Source organism: Roseibium sp. (genome assembly GCF_050301095.1).
In the GTDB taxonomy this organism is placed as follows: Bacteria; Pseudomonadota; Alphaproteobacteria; order Rhizobiales; family Stappiaceae; genus Roseibium.
Window position 1 is genome coordinate 1 of the sequence record NZ_JBNKYW010000131.1, and the last position, 16,821, is coordinate 16,821.

The window sequence follows — 16,821 nt, forward strand, 5'->3', positions numbered from 1 at the left end:
CCGATGCCGGAGTTCCCAACAACCCGGGGAACGGTCAGGCCGTCGGTAACGCCGGCGAAAAGTTCAACGATGGCCAGCGCGGCAACAGCAGGAACGCACCGGGCCGCAACAAATAGGCGTCCGATACGGAACGTTCGCGCCACCGTTTTGTCAGGCCTTGACCCGCTCAGACTTGGGGTCGTACATCGGCTTGAGCGAAGCTTCGGCTTTCACGCGGGTGCCGGCGATCTCGAGCTCGTAAGAAGAACCCAGCATCTGCTCCGGCGTTTCGCCGGGGCAGGGAACATAGCCAAGGCCGACGGCGCCGCCGAGAGCGTGCCCGTAGTTGCCGCTCGACAGAAAACCGACGACCTCGCCGTCCCTCAGGATAGGTTCGGCATGGTAAAGCAGGGGCTCGGGATCCGTCAGACGGAACTGCACGAGGCGTTTCCGCAGACCTTCCTCGCGCTTGCGCAGAACGGCGTCTCGGCCGATGAAGGTGGGCTTGCCGTGTTTGACCGCAAAGCCGAGCCCGGCTTCCAGAACATGATCCTCGCAGGTGATGTCGTGACCGAAATGGCGGAAACCCTTTTCGATGCGGCAGGAGTCCATCATGTGCATGCCGCAAAGCTTCGCGCCCAGCTCCTCTCCGGCGGCCTCAAGGGTCTCGAACACATGCGCGGCCATGTCGGTGGAGACATAGATCTCCCAGCCGAGTTCGCCCACATAGGTCACCCGATGGGCCCTTGCGAGGGCCATGCCGATCTCGATGTCGCGGGCGGTGCCGAATGGGTGGGCCTCGTTGGAAAAGTCGTTGGGGGAGACCGCCTGCAGCAGCTTGCGCGAGTTCGGCCCCATGACGGCCAGCACCGCCTCGCCCGGCGTCATGTCGGTGATCACGGTCCGGTAGTCGCCGAGATGCCGGCGCAGCCAGGTTTCGTCCGCAAGACGCGTGGCGGCGGGTGTGACGATCAGATAGGCGGTTTCCGACAGCCGGGTCACGGTCACATCCGCCTCGATGCCGCCGCGCTCGTTGAGAAACTGGGTATAGACGATCCTGCCCACCGGCACCGAGAAATCGCCGCCGCCGACATGGTTCAGGAAGGCCTCCGCGTCGGGACCCTCGACACGGATCTTGCCGAATGAGGACATGTCGTACAGGCCGACGTTTTCGCGGACCGCCATGTGTTCGCGGGCGGCGTTCCCGAACCAGTTCTGGCGCTTCCAGGAATAACGGTAGCCCCGCTCCTGGCCCTCGTCGGCGAACCAGTTGGCGCGCTCCCAGCCGGCGAGTTCGCCGAAGACGGCCCCTCTTGCCTTGAGATGCTCGTGCAGCGGTGTGCGGCGCACGCCTCTGGCGGTTGCCTTCTGGCGGTAGGGAAAGTGATCGGCGTAAAGCAGGCCGAGCGTTTCCTTGGACCGCTCGAACAGGTAATGCCGGTTGCCCTGGAAGGGTTGCATGCGGGAGATGTCGACGTCGCCGAGATCGAAGGGTTTGGCGCCGCTGTCCATCCATTCCGACAGAGCCATGCCGGCGCCGCCCGCAGACTGGATGCCGATGGAATTGAAACCGGCGGCCACCCAGACATTGTCCATCTCAGGCGCAAGGCCGAGATGATAGGCATCGTCCGGGGTGAAGCTTTCCGGGCCGTTGAAGAAGGTGTGGATGCCCACCTCCGCCAGCATTGGCATCCGGTTGACGGCCGCCTCCAGGATCGGCTCGAAATGATCGACGTCCTCGGGAAGCTGATCGAACTCGAAGTCGTCCGGAATGCCTGCCATCCCCCAGGGCTTGGCATTGGGCTCGAAGGCCCCGAGCAGGATCTTGCCGGCGTCCTCCTTGTAGTAGGCGCATTCGTCCGGGACCCTGAGGACCGGAAGCCGTTCGAGCCCCGCAATGTATTCCGTCACGATGTAGAAATGTTCGCAGGCGTGCAGCGGCACGTTCACCCCGGCCATTCTGCCGAGTTCGTGGCCCCACATGCCGCCGCAGTTGACGACATGCTCGCAGTCGATGGTTCCCGATCCTTCCTCTGATTGCCAGTCGACGCCCGTTACCCGGCGGCCTGTCTTGCGAAGGCCGGTCACCTTCACCCGCTCCAGCACCTTTGCGCCGCCCTGCCGCGCGCCCTTGGCGAGTGCCAGGGCAATGTTCGCCGGATCGCCCTGGCCGTCGAGCGGCAGGTAGACACCGGCAACGACATCCGCCGTGTTCAGGTGCTCGTAGCGGGCCTTGACCTCCTCCGGTGTGATTTCCTCGATTTCCACGCCGAAGGCGCGCGCCATGGAGGCCTGACGGAAGATTTCCTCCTTGCGCTCCTCGCTCAAGGCCACGGTGATCGACCCGCAGCGCCGGAAGCCGGTCGCTACACCCGTTTCGGCCTCCAGGTTGCCGTAGAGCTCCTGGCTGTATTTGGCGAGACGGGTCATGTTTTCCGTCGCGCGCAATTGGGCGATCAGCCCCGCCGCGTGCCATGTGGTTCCTGATGTCAGCTGCTTGCGTTCCAGGAGAACGACGTCGTTCCAGCCTTTCTTGACGAGGTGATAGGCAACCGAGCAGCCGACGACACCGCCACCGATAATGACGACGCGGGCCTTTGCGGGAGGGGTCATGATGGGGCCTTTCGTTCCTGTTCTGAAATTGCGCTCAGGCCTTGCCCGGCCGGGCCAGATTCGCGAGCGGCAGAACCTTCCGTATGGCGGCTTCCGTCGCCGCGTCTATCGTGTGGCCATCCACTGCCAGGATGCTCCGCATTCTGTCGGCGGCGGTTGTCAGCAGGCGCGGTCTGCCGAGCTCTTCCCATTCCTTAGGGCTCGAGCGGTTGGCGACATCGGGGTAGACATATTCGCTCTGCATCAGCTGCAGGGTCTGGTCATGGCCGAGATAGTGGCCGGGGCCGTCGAGCACGACCGAGCGGATCACGTCGATGTCGACATATTCGTCCTTGACGTCGACACCGCGTACACAGCGCAGCACCTGGCCCAGCATATCGTTGCCGAGCACCAGAGATTCCAGGCAGAATCCCAGCAGCGAGGCGTGCATGCCCGCGGCTTCATAGACCATGTTGAGACCGGAGAGGCCCGCCATGACGTTGCTGATGCCCTGTTCCCAGCCGGCCTGCATGTCGGGAAGCTTGGAATCAGCGATACCGGCGGCGGCCCCGCCCGGCAATCCATAGAACTGATGCATCTGGGCGCAGGCGGAACTGAGCAACGCCTGTTCGCCGCTGCCTCCGGACATCGCTCCGGTGCGCAGGTCGCTGACGAAGGGCCACGTGCCGAAGATCGCAGGATGCCCCGGCTTGACCGCATTGACGTAGACCACACCTGCCAGGCACTCGGCCACGGCCTGCACCACGGCGGTGGCGATGGGTGCGGGAGCTGTCGCCCCGGCCTGTCCGGCGGACAAAAGCAGCACGGGCATGCCGCCCCTGATGCAGGTTTCCATGACCTCGCAGCTTTCCTGCGCGAAGGTCAGCGGCGGAACCACGAAGCAATTGGAATTCGACACGAAGGGTCGCTCCCTCCAGGCGGCTTCGCCGCCAGCGATCATGTGCAGCAGTTCCAGGCTCTGGGTGACATTGGCCGCCTCGGTGAAGGACGCGCCGACATGTTTGGTGGTTCCCGCGCAGGCGGCATAGACCGTATTCAGGTCAAGATCGCGCGGATCCTCGTATTCGCGCAGGACAACCGGACGCTGGAAGAAGTGGATGTTGTCCAGCCGCTGAACGAGCCGCGCCGCGTCGTAAAGATCCTGCGCGGTCGGGTTGCGGTAGTCGCCCGTCTCGGGATCGACGATATGAACAGCCGCTCCTGCCGTCCCGTAATGCACGTTCGTGCCCGACAGGTTCAGGTCGAACTGCGGATCGCGGGCATGGAGGGTAATGTTGCGGGCGGCCTTGGCCAGCATGTCTTCCACGAGCGCGCGGGGAAAACGGATGCGGCCATCCTCGCCCTCGACGGCGCCGGCCTCGCTCAGATACATCCGCCCGGAGGCCGTGGCCGAGCCCATGCCGATCTCTTCAAGAACCGTCAGGGCCGCCTCATGGATGCGCAGAACGTCTGCCTCCTTCAGGGGGCGGTATTGCCCTCCGGGCAGGCCTGGCCGGACAGGCCGGATAGCCTCGTCCAGCGGCCGGGCACGGGCGGCTGTTCGGGCGGAGCGCCCTCCGGCGCGGCGACGCTGTTTCACTTCACTTACGGTCATGGATGTGTCTCCAATCACAGGACAGACAGGATGCGGGGTGCCGGGTGATCCGGTCAGGCCCGCAGCCGCGCGTTTTCAGGATCCCAAAGAGGTTGATCAGGCTGGACAGCCGCCTTGCAGCGGCGGCCGTAGATTTCAACTTCCAGCTCGGTGCCGGGGGCTGTCAGGCCGGAGCGGACGAGACCGAGCGCGATGGAGGCGCCGATCCGGTAGCCCCAGCCACCCGACATCACTTCGCCGACGATCTCGCCATCCTTCAGGATGTTCGCCATATAGGGGGCATCGCAGTCCTCAGCCTCGACGATCAGGGTCACGAACCCCTTGGCAGAGCCCTGCTGTTTTTCGGAAAGAAGCGCGGCCTTGCCCGGGAAGTCCTGCGGCTTGTCGAACCTGACAAAGCGCTCAAGCCCGCTTTCCAGGAGCGTGTAGTCGGTGGACAGATCCACCTTCCAGGCCCGGTATCCCTTTTCCATACGCAGCGAATTCAGCGCATACATGCCGAAGGGTCTGGCGCCTGCCTCCAGTACGGCGTCGTAGATGGCCGGCATGTCCTCGAAGCTTGCATGGATCTCCCAACCCAGTTCGCCGGCAAAGGACACCCGGACAAGCAAGACCGGCTTGCCTGCAACATTGGCCTGCTGGTGGGTCAGCCAGCCGAGCGACAGGTCCGCATCGCCCAAGCTCTCGAACAGAGCGCGCGAGTCCGGCCCTGTTACGATCAACGTCGTCATCTCGCCCGTCCGGTCTGTCAAGGCCAGTCCTTCCGCATGGGCAGGTTTCAGAATCTCGTAGTCGTGCCACTGCGCAACGGCGGCGGTGATCAGGGTGAAGTCGTCCTCGCCATGACGCAGGACGGACATTTCCGTCAAGACGCGTCCGCGCGCGTCGGGGAAATAGGCCAGCGCCATCCGGCCCACCTTCGGCAAGGCGCCGGCTATGCGGCCGCGCAGCCACTCGGCTGCTCCGTCTCCGGTAAGCGAGAAGCGGGAGAAGCCCGGCAGGTCGAGAACGCCGACGCCATCGCGCACCGCTTCGCATTCCTCGCGCACGCGTTTTTCCCATGGACCCGACCGTTTCCAGGTCTGGGTGCCTTCTTCGGAGGTGTCGTCCCCGGGTGCCGCGAACCAGTTGGCACGCTCCCAGCCGTTGTAGGCGCCCATCTGACCGCCGAGTTCCACGATCCTGTCATGATTGGGCGACAGCTTGCGGTCGCGGCCCGCGGGCCAGACGTGATGCGGGAAATGAATGGCGTACTCGTGGCCGTAAACTTCCCTGGCCTTGTCGATGCAATACTGCTTGTCGGTGTAGTCGGTGTAGCGGCGCGGATCGACTGACCACATGTCCCATTCGGTGCAGCCGTGCATGATCCATTCGGCCGCAATCTTGCCCGCGCCGCCCCCCTGGGCAATGCCGAAGGTGAAGGAATGGGCCTCGAAAGCGTTCGGAACGCCCGGCATCGGCCCCAGCATCGGCATGCCGTCGGGCGCATAGGGAATGGGCCCGTTTATGTTGCGGCTGACCCCTTGTGTTCCAAGCAAGGGAACACGCGCCATGGCATCCTCGATGTACCACTCCAGCCGGTCGAGATCGTCCGGATAGAGCTGGAAGCTGAAGTCGTCCGGCATCGGATCGTCGGGCCGTGTCCAGGCCGTCTGGCAGTTGCGCTCGTAAGGCCCGAGATTGAAGCCGGACGTTTCCTGGCGCAGATAATAGGAGGTGTCGACGTCGCGCAGCAGCGGCAGCTTGCGGCCGTTCTCCTTGCTCCAGGCGGCGATTTCCGGAATGGGTTCGGTCAGGAAATACTGGTGGCTCATCACCGCCGCCGGAACCGGGCGTCCTCCGAAGGGCAGGAACCATTCGCCGACCTTCGGGGCATAGTAGCCGGCGGCATTGACCACATATTCGCAGCGGATGTCGCCCTTTTCCGTATGGACGATCCATTCGCCGTTTTCCCGGCTGACGCCGGTCGCGGGCGTGAAGCGGATCACCTTGGCGCCGTTGGTGCGCGCGCCCTTCGCCAGCGCCTGGGTCACTTGCGCCGGATCGATGTCGCCGTCGAGCGGGTCCCACAGGCCGCCTTCCAGATCGTGCAGTTCCAGGAAGGGATAATGCTGTTGCAATTCATCCGGCGTGCACATGGCCATCTCAAGCCCCATGTGCCGCGCCAGGCCCGCCACGCGTTCGAATTCCATCATCCGCTCGTGGCTGTGAGCGAGGCGCAGGGAGCCGGTCACATGATAGTTGATGGGATAATCGACTTCGTCCGCGAGGCCCCGGTAAAGCTCCAGCCCGTAGCGCTGCATGTTCATCACGCCATAGCCGGTGGAGAAGGTCGGGCAGTTGCCCGCCGCATGCCAGGTGGAGCCCGCGGTCAGCTCGTTTTTTTCAAGCAGAACGCAATCGGACCAGCCACCCTTGGCGAGATGGTAGAGGGTTGAGACACCGACGATGCCACCGCCGATGATGACGACACGGGCTGTAGAGGGAACGGACATGCGGATTTCCTCTTGGAAAACGGGTCAATAAACAGGCGGAGAAATCACCCAGATGGCGACGGCAGGTTCCGGATAGGGATTGGACCAGCGGTAGGTCGCATCGCGAATGCGGAAACTGTCGCCCGCCTCGACCGTGAACGGCTCCTCGTTGAGCCAGATGTCCAGCTTGCCGGAGATGACATAGGCGACTTCCTGCGTCGGGCGGGCCATCGGCTTGTCGCGGCGGGCACCGGGCTGAAAGGTCGAGTGGATCATCTCGAAACTGTCGGTAAGGTCCGGCGATATCAGCGTTTCCACCAGCCCGGCATCGCGCTCGCCGATCACCCGCCGCGCAGGCCCGCGCACGATACGGCCCTTTTCGTTCTCGGGCGCTTCCGCATTGCCGAAGAACAGCGACAACTGCACACCGAAGGTGTCTGCGATCTCCTTCAGGTCCGACATGCGCGGCGTGGAGATGTCCCGCTCCACCTGCGACAACCAGCCGACCGACCGCCCGAGCTTCGAAGCCAGCTCCTCCAGGGTCATTTTTCGGGCCGTTCTGAGGGCCCGGATGTCCTCGCCCAAGCTGTTGCTGTTCATCGAAGAATCCGTCTCGTGAAAATTTCGCTGATAATTTCATTCCGGGAAATGAAAAAATCAACAAAAATTTCACGAGGCCCGTGAAATTCTGAAATCACACGGTTTCTCAGGGGACGTGGAAGTTGGTAGAGCGCGGAAAAGGGACCTGGTTTCCCCAAACCAATTCGCTGCCCCTGTGCAGGCAGGGGCCTGGTAAACACCGGCGTTTGCGCTGTTTCAGAAGTCTGTGGCTACAGGATCCCGGCTTGCCGTTTTGCCACGGCCGGGACGGCAATCGGGGAGACGCACATGGTTGCATGGTCGAGCCACGGCATGACGGCGAAAAGGAATTGCAGCCTGGCCGGAAGCGCGGTGTCTGGCGTTTGTGAGCGTTGGTATCAAGACCAGCCCCGCCGGAGCCCGCTCAGCCCGGCGCGTCCACTTCCTCGATCTCGACCTTGTAGCCCCACAGCCGCTCGACATATTTGACGGTTGCGTCCCGGCTGGAGGAGTCGAGCGGAATGCCGTCGCGGCGCACCGCCTGAAGGTGCAGGCAACGGTCGCCCAGCAGGTCGGCATCGATGATCTGGATCTCCGGTTCCTGCGAGGAGATGTCGTGATTGCGGGCCAGCACGTCCCGCAGGTGCCGGTAGCCGCGCGTATCGTGGATGCCGGAAACGGTGCAGTAGGAATTCCTGGATTCATCGGAAATGGCGAACATCCGGAAGCGGCGCATCACCGTCGGCGAGAGGAACTGGTGTATGAAGCTCTCGTCCCGATAGTTGGCCCAGGCATGTTTCAGCACGGCCCGCCAGTCGCCCTTGCCGGCGATGTCGGGGAACCATTCCCGGTCCTCTTCTTCCGGTTCCTCGCAGATCCGGCGGATGTCCTGCATCATGGCGAAGCCGAGCGCATAGGGGTTGATGCCGCTGAAGCGCGGATCGTCGAAATCCGGCTGGGTCAGCACATTGGTGTGGCTGTGCAGGATTTCCAGCATCGCGCCGTCGGTGAGGCGGCCTTGCTGGTAGAGTGTGTTCAGGATGTAGTAGTGCACGAAGCACGCGCAGCCTTCGTTCATCACCTTGGTCTGTTTTTGCGGATAGAAATACTGGGCGATGTTGCGGACGATCCGCAGGATCTCGCGCTGCCAGGATCTCAAGACCGGGCTGTACTGCTCCAGGAAGTAAAGCAGGTTTTCCTCCGGAAGCTGCATCCTGTGCTTGCGTTCCAGAAGGGCCGCATCGGTTTCCCTCACGTCTTCCGCACGGGTCGGCAGCGTCTTCCAGAGGTAGTAGACATTCTGTTCGGCGGCAGCGAGACGTTCCTGGCGCTGTTCCTCTGCCTCCCGCAAGGAAAGCTTCCTCGGACGGCGGTGCCGGAAGACGCCGAAGGGCATCAGGGCGTGGGCAGCGTCGAGAACGGCTTCCACCTCTCCGATGCCGTGCTTTTCCTCGCAGGTCGAAATGAAACGGCGGGCGTAGTCGAGATAATCCAGAATGCCTTCCGCGTCGGTCCACTGTTCGAACAGGTGGTTGGACTTGAAGAAGTGGTTGTGGCCGAACGCGGCATGGGCCATCACCAGTGCCTGCAGCGGCATGGTGTTTTCTTCCATGCAATAGCTGATGCAGGGGTCCGAATTGATGACGATCTCGTAGGCGAGGCCCCGTGCACCGGTGCGGTAAAGCCTTTCATGCCCGAGGAAGTGCTTTCCGAAGGACCAGTGATGATACATCAGCGGCATGCCGATGGAGGAATAGGCGTCGAGCATCTGTTCCGACGAGATGATCTCGATCTGGTTGGGATAGACGTCCAGTTCCAGATCCTTGCGCGCCACCTCCTCGATCGCATCGAAGGTCCGCCGCAGGGTATCGAAATCCCAGTCGGCCTGGTCGAACAGAATTTTGGACTTTGCAGCGGATTTAGCCATGGCTCTTGCCTGCCGGATCGCGCGCGAACAACTCGCGGAACACGGGATAGATGTCGGCTCTGCGGGAGACGCGCTTGCGGGCGAAATTGGGCCAGATCTCGGCGACCTGACGATAGGACTCCCACAGCTCCATGCCGGTCGCCTCGCTGTTGATCAGCTGGGCTTCATCCTCGCCGACAATCTCGACATAGGCGAAATACTGGCAGACCCGCATCAGGTCTTCGTTCAGAAGCTTGGCGCATTTTGCGGAATCGCCGCTGAAATTCTCGCCGTCCGATGCTTGGGCGGCATAGATGTTCCAGTCCGAGGGCGGATAGCGTTCCTGGATAACGTCCTTCATCATCACCAGTGCCGTGCTGACCACGGTGCCGCCCGTCTGGGGCGAATAGAAGAAGGTTTCCTCATCCACCTCGGAGGCATCGTGGGTGTGGCGGATGAAGACGATGTCCGTCTTCTCGTAGCGGCTGCTCAGGAACAGGTGCAGCAGCATGAAGAACCGTTTCGCAAGGTCCTTTTCGCGTTCGCCCATGGAAGCAGACACATCCATCAGGCAGAACATCACCGCGTTGGCGTTCGGTTCAGGCTGCTGTTCGAAATAGTTGAAGCGCACATCCAGCGGATCGATATAGGCGATCACCTTGCGCCGGCGTTTGACCTCCTCGTATTTCGCCCGGAGGGCCGCCAGCTCCTCGCGCTGTTCCTGCGTCGGCGAAGCGACTTTTTCCAGCACGAAGATCCTGTAGAGAAGCTCCTGTGCTTCCTTGTTCTTCGGGCGCTTCAGCCCGATGCGCCTGCCGTAGGCGTTGCGCATTGTGCGGGCCACGTTGATGTTGGCGGGTGAACCGGTGACCGAATAGCCGGCCCGGTGGGGGCGGGTCCGGGTGATCTCCTTCAGGCTCTGTTTGACGAGATCTGGCAGTTCCAGGTCGTCGAAAAAGAAGTCGAGAAATTCCTCCCGCGACAGCGCGAACAGGAAATCGTCCTCGCCTTCTCCGTCCTGCGAGCCCTGTTTGCCGGCCCCACCGCCCCCGCCCCCGGGCGGTTTCTGGATCCGGTCGCCGGTCTGGAAGGTCTTGTTGCCGGTGAAGACGCGCTCGCGCTTACCGCCTTCCTTCGCCTGCCGGAATGACGGTTCGGCAACCCCTTCCGTCGGTACGGAAACGTTCTTGGCCCGGTCGACATCGGCGATGCCGCGCTCGCGCACCGCATCCTCGACCGCCTTCTTGATCTGCGAACGCACGCGTTTCAGGAACCTGCGCCGGTTGCTCAGGCTCTTGTCCTTCGGGTTCAGTCGGCGGTCGACGAAATGCGCCATGGCTCACACGGTCTCCGGAACGGCCTGGCGTCTAGCCGGCCTTGTTGACGCGCATGTACCACTCGACCAGGCGCCGCACCTGCCGCTTCGTATAGCCATGCCCGGTCATGCGTTCGACGAACTCATGATGCTTGGCATCGGTCTTCTTGTCCCGTTTGGCGCCGAAGCTGATGACTGGCAGAAGTTCCTCGACCTTGCCGAACATGCGTTTCTCGATGACCTGGCGCAGTTTTTCGTAACGGCGCCAGTCGGGGTTCTGGCCGTGGTTTTCCGCCCGGGCACGAAGCACGAACTTGACCACCTCGTTGCGGAAGTCCCGCGGGTTGGCAACGCCGGCCGGTTTTTCGATCTTCTCCAGTTCCTGTTCCAGAACGTCCCGGTCGAAGATCTGTCCCGTGTCCGGATCCTTGTAGTCCTGTTCCTCGATCCAGGCATCGGCATAGGCGATGTAACGGTCGAACAGGTTCTGGCCGTAGTCGGTATAGGATTCCAGATAGGCTTTCTGGATTTCGTTGCCGATGAACTCCGCGTAATGCGGAGCCAGTTCCGTCTTCAGGAAGTCGAGGTACCTGGCCTCGGTTTCCTTGTCGAACTGCTCGCGCCGCACGGCCTGTTCCAGCACATACATCAGGTGCACCGGATCGGCGGAGACTTCCTCCGTATCGTGGTTGAAGGTTTCCGACAGCACCTTGAAGGCAAAGCGGGTGGAAATGCCGTTCATGCCTTCGTCGACGCCTGCCGCGTCCTGGTATTCCTGCAGCGACTTGGCCTTGGGATCGGCATCCTTCAGCATGTCGCCGTCATAGACCCGAAGCTTGGAGTAGAGCGTCGAGTTCTCGTGCTCGTGCAGCCGGGTGAGGACGGAGAACCGCGCCAGCAGAGGCAGGGTTTCCGGGGCGCAGGGCGCCTCGGCAAGCGCGCTCTGGCTGAGCAGCTTCTTGTAGATTTCAGCTTCTTCCGAGCATCTGAGGCAGTAGGGAACCTTGACCACCGAGATGCGGTCGAGAAAGGCCTCGTTGTTCTTGTTGTTCTTGAACTGATACCACTCGGATTCGTTCGAATGCGCCAGAATGAGGCCCTGGAAGGGCAGGGCGCCGATATTCTCGGTGCCTACATAAGAGCCTTCCTGTGTTGCCGTCAGCAGCGGGTGCAGCACCTTGATCGGTGCCTTGAACATTTCGACAAATTCCATCAGCCCCTGCGTGGTGCGGTTGAGCGCACCGGAGTAGCTGTAGGCGTCCGGATCGTTCTGGCTGTATTCCTCGAGTTTGCGGATGTCGAGCTTGCCGACCAGCGAGGAGACGTCCTGATTGTTTTCGTCGCCGGGTTCCGTCTTGGTCACGCCGATCTGCCGCAGACGCGACGGATAGAGTTTGACGATGCTGAACTTGGAGATGTCGCCTTCGAATTCGTCCAGGCGTTTGGCCGCCCAGGGAGAAATCAGGCCGGTAAGCAGGCGCCTGGGGACATTGTACTTGTCCTCAAGCAGGTCGCCCATGCGATCCGGACTGAACAGGCCGAGCGGGGATTCGTAGACGGGGCTGATCTGGTCGCCGGCCTTGAGCACATAGATCGGCTCCTGTTCCATCAGCTTCTTGAGGATCTCGGCGATGCTCGATTTGCCGCCACCGACGGGCCCGAGCAGGTAGAGGATCTGCTTGCGTTCTTCCAGGCCCTGGCTGGCATGCCGGAAGAACCCGACAATCCGTTCGATGGTTGTTTCCATTCCGAACAGGTTTTTGAACGGAGCGTAACGCTTGATCGTCCGGTTCATGAATATCCGGCCAAGACGCTGGTCCTGGCTGGTATCGATGATTTCCGGCTCTCCGATCGCGGCCATCATGCGTTCGGCCGCGGTCGCCCGCATCAGCGGATCATCCCTGCATCCCAGCAGGTAATCCTGGATCGAAAGCTCTTCCAGGTTCTTGTTGTTGTAGTCTTCGGCGAACCGTGTGTAGATCTCCATCGCTCAACATCCATTTCTAGGCGACCCCGTGGAATCGACCCCTATAACTTAACATGGGGTGCGCTTCCGCTGAGGCAATGCAAACTTTCGGGTAGTTTGAAAATTTGTCTTATCCAGAGAAAGTCGGGGTCACCTCCAAAAAATGATTCGGCGCAAGTTGTTGATTTTACCGAACATGTTCTGGTTGCGCGGAGGCGAGGCCAGCCCGGGTGCGGAATTTCCGGCAGCTTTCGGGCGTTTGCGGGGGTGAGTCGCGGCGCGGAACTTCCTCTGCGTCTCTGAAATGTGAAAAAGGGTGAAAAGCGCCGGTCGGATGGCCGCCGCCGCGTTTCGAGCGGCGGCAGTCAATCGGCAAAGGTCAGAATGAACAAAGAGGCCGCCCGGCGGGCGGCCTCGTCAGCCGGTTTTGATCCAATGAGCCGGCGTCAGGCCGCCGAGCGAACGCCCGAGACCGTTTGAGCTTCGTTGGAGCGCTGCTGTCCGGAGCCGCCCTTCTGGGCGCGCCCCGCCACATAAACTTCCTCGATCGCCCGGTCGTCTCCCAGGATCTGCAATACGAACAGCTCCTCGCTGAGTGTGGTCGCCCGTTCCATGCGCAGGGCCATGGCATCGGTTGCCCGGGAATCCAGGACGACGATGTCGGCCTCCGTGCCCGGATCCAGCGTGCCGATCTTGTCCTCCAGGCCAAGCGCCACGGCGTTGCCGCGGGTGATCCAGTGGAACGCGCGCAAGGGGTGGAGCTTCTGATCCTGAAGCTGGAGGATCTTGTAGCCCTCGTTCAGGGTCTGCAGCATCGAGTAGCTGGTGCCGGCACCGATATCCGTGGCAATCGCGTTGACGATGCCCTTTGACCTCAGGCCCGCATCGTCGAACAGGCCGCTGCCGAGGAAGAGGTTCGAGGTCGGGCAGAACACCGGCCGTGAACCGGTTTCGGCAAGTGCGCCGATCTCCCGGTCCTCAAGGTGGATCGAATGGCCGAGCAGCATTTTGTCGCTGAGCAGGCCATAGCGTTGATAGACGTCGAGATAGTCGCGCGCCTCCGGATAAAGCTCCAGGGTGAAGGCGATCTCGTTCCTGTTCTCCGACAGATGCGTCTGGACGAAGCAGTCCGGATGCTCTTTGACCAGTGCGCCGGTCATTTCCATCTGTTCAGGCGTCGAGGTGATTGCGAAGCGCGGGGTGATCGCATAGTGGGCGCGGCCCCGGCCGTGCCACTTTTCGATCAGCTCCTTGCTGTCGTCATAACCGCTCTGCGGCGTGTCTCTGAGGCCGTCGGGAGCGTTGCGATCCATCATCACCTTGCCGCCGATGACCCGCATGTTGCGCTGTTCGGCTTCCTCGAAATAGGCATTCGCGGAGGTCTTGTGGACCGAGCAATAGGCGACGGAGGTGGTGGTGCCGTGGTTGGTCAAAAGGTCGAAGAAGCGGCAGGCCATGGCGGCCGCGTGGCTTTCCTCGACGAAACGGGTCTCTTCCGGGAAGGTGTAGGTGTTCAGCCAGTCGAGAAGCTGCGCGCCCCAGGAGGCGACGATCTGCACCTGGGGGAAATGGATATGGGTGTCGATGAAGCCGGCCGTCAGAAGCTTGGGCCGGTGGTCGACGATTTCCGCGTCCCCTGCGTCCGCGACAACGTCGCAATAGGTGCCACGTTTGATGATCATTCCGTCTTCGATCAGAAGCGCGCCGTCCTCGATGTAGTCGTAGGCGGAGACGTCGTCCGGAGATTGCGGCTCGGACTTGAAGGAAAGCAGGCGGCCGCGCAGCAGCAAGCGATCAGATTTCATCGAAGGTCATCCAGTTCGAAACAGTCCCGGGGCGGTATTTCCGCCCCGGGGTCAAGGGTGTCCGGGTTATTCGCCCGGGGTTACTTGGGCGCCGGTGATGGCGGGTGCACTCTCGTCCTTTTCCTGCCCTTCCACTTCCTTGTGGAAGATCGGGTAGATGAACAGGAAGGCAGCTGCGATCAGGTAGCCCATGCTGACGGCACTGAATTCCGGCCAGTGCAGCGTGGCGGAGTGGATGATCCCGACCGAGGACATCACGAAGGCCGCGAAGGTGAAACCGCCGGCGTTGCGGAAGCGTCCGTCGATGACGCTGGCAACGACCGCGCCCCAGATCAGGCCGGTCAGGATGGCCCCCTGGCTGAGGGCGAGGTGTCCGGCATAATGCGCACCCTGCTGCAGCAGCGCGGCGGTCAGCTGCGGGTCTCCGAGGGCCAGCATGCCGGTTGCCCCGGTTGCGCCGAGCGCCCCCATCAGCGAGCCCCATTTGATCACCAGGAAGCTGGAGACATGCGGCATCATCGCGATGGTGACGGCAGCCATGTGATCGGTGCGGACCGCATGCGCCGTGTTGGTGACGAGGCTGAGGGCCACGAAGACCAGGACGGGAGCCGCGGCGGCAACCGGGATCAGGCTGGACAGGAACGCCAGGAAGCCGAAGAAGGCTGCCAGCGGAATGACCACGCCGACACCGATCACGTAGCCGGAATGGGCGCCCATGCGCTTGTAGGCCGGGTGGCCGATATAGGCGGTGGTCGGGAACGGCGAGCCGAACAGTGCGCCGACCATGGTGCCGACACCGTCGGTGATCTGGCAGGTCGCGACCGGGTAGTGGTCGCCTGCGGCTTCCGCGCTCTCCACGTTGTTCATCGTTTCGATGAAGTTGTAGATCTGCACCGGCACGAGCACCAGGAACAGTTCGGGGTGGTTGAACAGGTGCTGGATACCGGCCATCAGGTCGCCGAAATAGGGCAGCGGTGCATAGATGCCCAGGCCGTCGAAGTTGATCGAGGATTCACCCGTTGCAAGAGCAACCACGGTGCCGACGATCAGGGCCAGCAGTCCGGCCGGGATGTTGAACGGCAGACGGAAACGTCCGACCAGGCCCCACAGGATGATGATCATCGAGGCAAAGCCGATGAAGGGCTTTTCGAATACGGTTGCCAGCGGCACGGTGCCGATGAAGACCAGTGCGATGCCGCAGAGCGTGCCGAGCATGCCGGCGCGCGGGGTGACCTTCTTCAGCCACGGGCCGATCAGGGCACCGAGCCCGGCGACGATCCCGCCCATGAAACCGGCGCCGATGCCGACCTGCCAGGCAAGAACCGCGTCGTTGGTCGACCAGTAGATCGGACCGATCACGCCGAAGAGATAGACGAACATGACCGGCGTGGAAATGCCGTAGGGCATCGCGGTCACTTCGCGGCCGTGCTGGGCCGCGGCGCGTTTGGCCAGCAGCACATAGACAACGACGCCGGCGAGAATGGCGATGGCCGCTCCCGGAATGATCCGGCCGTAGACGATGTCGGCCGGCATCTGGAAGACGAACTGGCAGATGCCCGCCAGAACCATGAGGTTCACGAGGTTATCGGTAAACAGGGCCCAAAAGGCGCTGAAGTCCCCCCGCGAAAACAAATTGTACTCGTACCTCCCAACCCGCATGTCGGGTCTCCTTTCTAGGGTAAAAACGGCTTTGTCCGCGCCTCTTCTCCCGGTGCGGCGGGACGGCCGATGGTTTACTGTGCTGCTTGCAGCAGCACAGCCTCCTCCTTGCCGCCGGCAGCCCTTGCGCCCGTTGTCAGGGCGGTCAGGACTTCGGCGGCCACAAAAGCGGCGATGATCTCGGGGCGCTTGTCGCGGCTTCCCGTCGCCCCGATGGGGCAGGTCAGGTCCTCGATGGACAGACCGTTGCAGTGGCTCTCGCACCAGGACCTGAGCTTGGCGCGTTTCGTCGCCGAGCCGATCATGCCGACATAGGCGGCATGGCCGAGTTCGAGAGCGGCCGAGGTCAGCAGGAAGTCCAGGCCATGATCGTGGGTCAGGACCACGAACGCGCTGCCCGGAGGCGCCCTGAAGATATCGACTTCTGGAATGGCACGGAGGCGCTTGTCGACATTCGCCGTGCACAGCGCCAGTTCTTCCGCGCGCATGTCCACCAGAACGCAGTTGACCGGTGCGTGCTGCAGAAGGTCTGCAATCGCCCGGCCGACGTGGCCCGCGCCCATGATGTAGACATGGGGCTCTTCGGCCTTTTCGGTCTTTACGCGGTAAAGCGCATCGGCGCGGTCGTTCCGGCTCATTCTTGTCAGGCGCATCTCGACCCGGCCGCCGCAGCACTGGCCGATCTCGGGGCCGAGCGGCAGGTCGAGATCGGTGCTGAGCGTGCCCTCGGCCAGCATGGTGCGGGCCTGGGTGATGGCGATGTGTTCGAGCTGCCCGCCGCCGATCGTCCCGAAAAGCGTCGTTTCGGTGACGAACATCTCCGTGCCGGCTTCACGCGGAGACGATCCGCGCACGCGCGTCAGTTCGACGCGAATGACCGGTTGCCCCGTTTCGAAGAACTGGCTGGCGTTGGTGACGAGCGCGCTCATGA

Annotated in this window: 10 protein-coding genes; all 10 read right to left on the reverse strand. The window is 62.4% G+C overall.

Going from position 1 to position 16,821, the window contains the following annotated elements; translation table 11 throughout:
• Positions 1–150: 150 nt before the first annotated feature.
• Positions 151–2,592, reverse strand: a complete 2,442-nt coding sequence (locus tag ACQY7U_RS12100; RefSeq protein ID WP_428644763.1) for a GcvT family protein — start codon at positions 2,590–2,592, stop codon at positions 151–153.
• 34 nt (positions 2,593–2,626) lie between these two features.
• Positions 2,627–4,186, reverse strand: coding sequence for a trimethylamine methyltransferase family protein (locus ACQY7U_RS12105; RefSeq protein WP_428644765.1), 1,560 nt, complete (start codon positions 4,184–4,186; stop codon positions 2,627–2,629).
• Positions 4,187–4,239: 53 nt separating this feature from the next.
• On the reverse strand, positions 4,240–6,681 hold the full coding sequence (locus ACQY7U_RS12110; RefSeq protein WP_428644767.1) for a GcvT family protein: 2,442 nt from the start codon (positions 6,679–6,681) through the stop codon (positions 4,240–4,242).
• Positions 6,682–6,705: 24 nt separating this feature from the next.
• Positions 6,706–7,260 (reverse strand): helix-turn-helix domain-containing protein, encoded by a 555-nt coding sequence (locus tag ACQY7U_RS12115; protein ID WP_428644769.1) that lies wholly within the window; start codon positions 7,258–7,260, stop codon positions 6,706–6,708.
• A gap of 403 nt (positions 7,261–7,663) precedes the next feature.
• On the reverse strand, positions 7,664–9,166 hold the full coding sequence (locus ACQY7U_RS12120; protein WP_428644771.1) for a SpoVR family protein: 1,503 nt from the start codon (positions 9,164–9,166) through the stop codon (positions 7,664–7,666).
• Positions 9,159–10,481, reverse strand: coding sequence for a YeaH/YhbH family protein (locus tag ACQY7U_RS12125; protein WP_428644773.1), 1,323 nt, complete (start codon positions 10,479–10,481; stop codon positions 9,159–9,161). Before ACQY7U_RS12125 ends, ACQY7U_RS12120 begins: the two co-directional genes overlap by 8 nt.
• 31 nt (positions 10,482–10,512) lie before the next feature.
• Positions 10,513–12,447 carry a PrkA family serine protein kinase gene (locus ACQY7U_RS12130; protein ID WP_428644774.1) on the reverse strand — a complete coding sequence of 645 codons (1,935 nt, stop codon included), beginning with the start codon at positions 12,445–12,447 and terminating at the stop codon, positions 10,513–10,515.
• A 425-nt stretch (positions 12,448–12,872) separates the two neighbouring features.
• Positions 12,873–14,231 carry a guanine deaminase gene (gene guaD, locus ACQY7U_RS12135; protein WP_428644776.1) on the reverse strand — a complete coding sequence of 453 codons (1,359 nt, stop codon included), beginning with the start codon at positions 14,229–14,231 and terminating at the stop codon, positions 12,873–12,875.
• A 66-nt stretch (positions 14,232–14,297) separates the two neighbouring features.
• Entirely contained in the window at positions 14,298–15,890 is a 1,593-nt protein-coding gene (locus tag ACQY7U_RS12140) for a xanthine/uracil/vitamin C permease (protein ID WP_428644777.1), read from the reverse strand.
• 74 nt (positions 15,891–15,964) lie between these two features.
• A complete protein-coding gene (xdhC, locus tag ACQY7U_RS12145; RefSeq protein ID WP_428644779.1) occupies positions 15,965–16,819 on the reverse strand; it encodes a xanthine dehydrogenase accessory protein XdhC in 855 nt (284 codons plus the stop codon).
• Positions 16,820–16,821 lie beyond the last annotated feature (2 nt).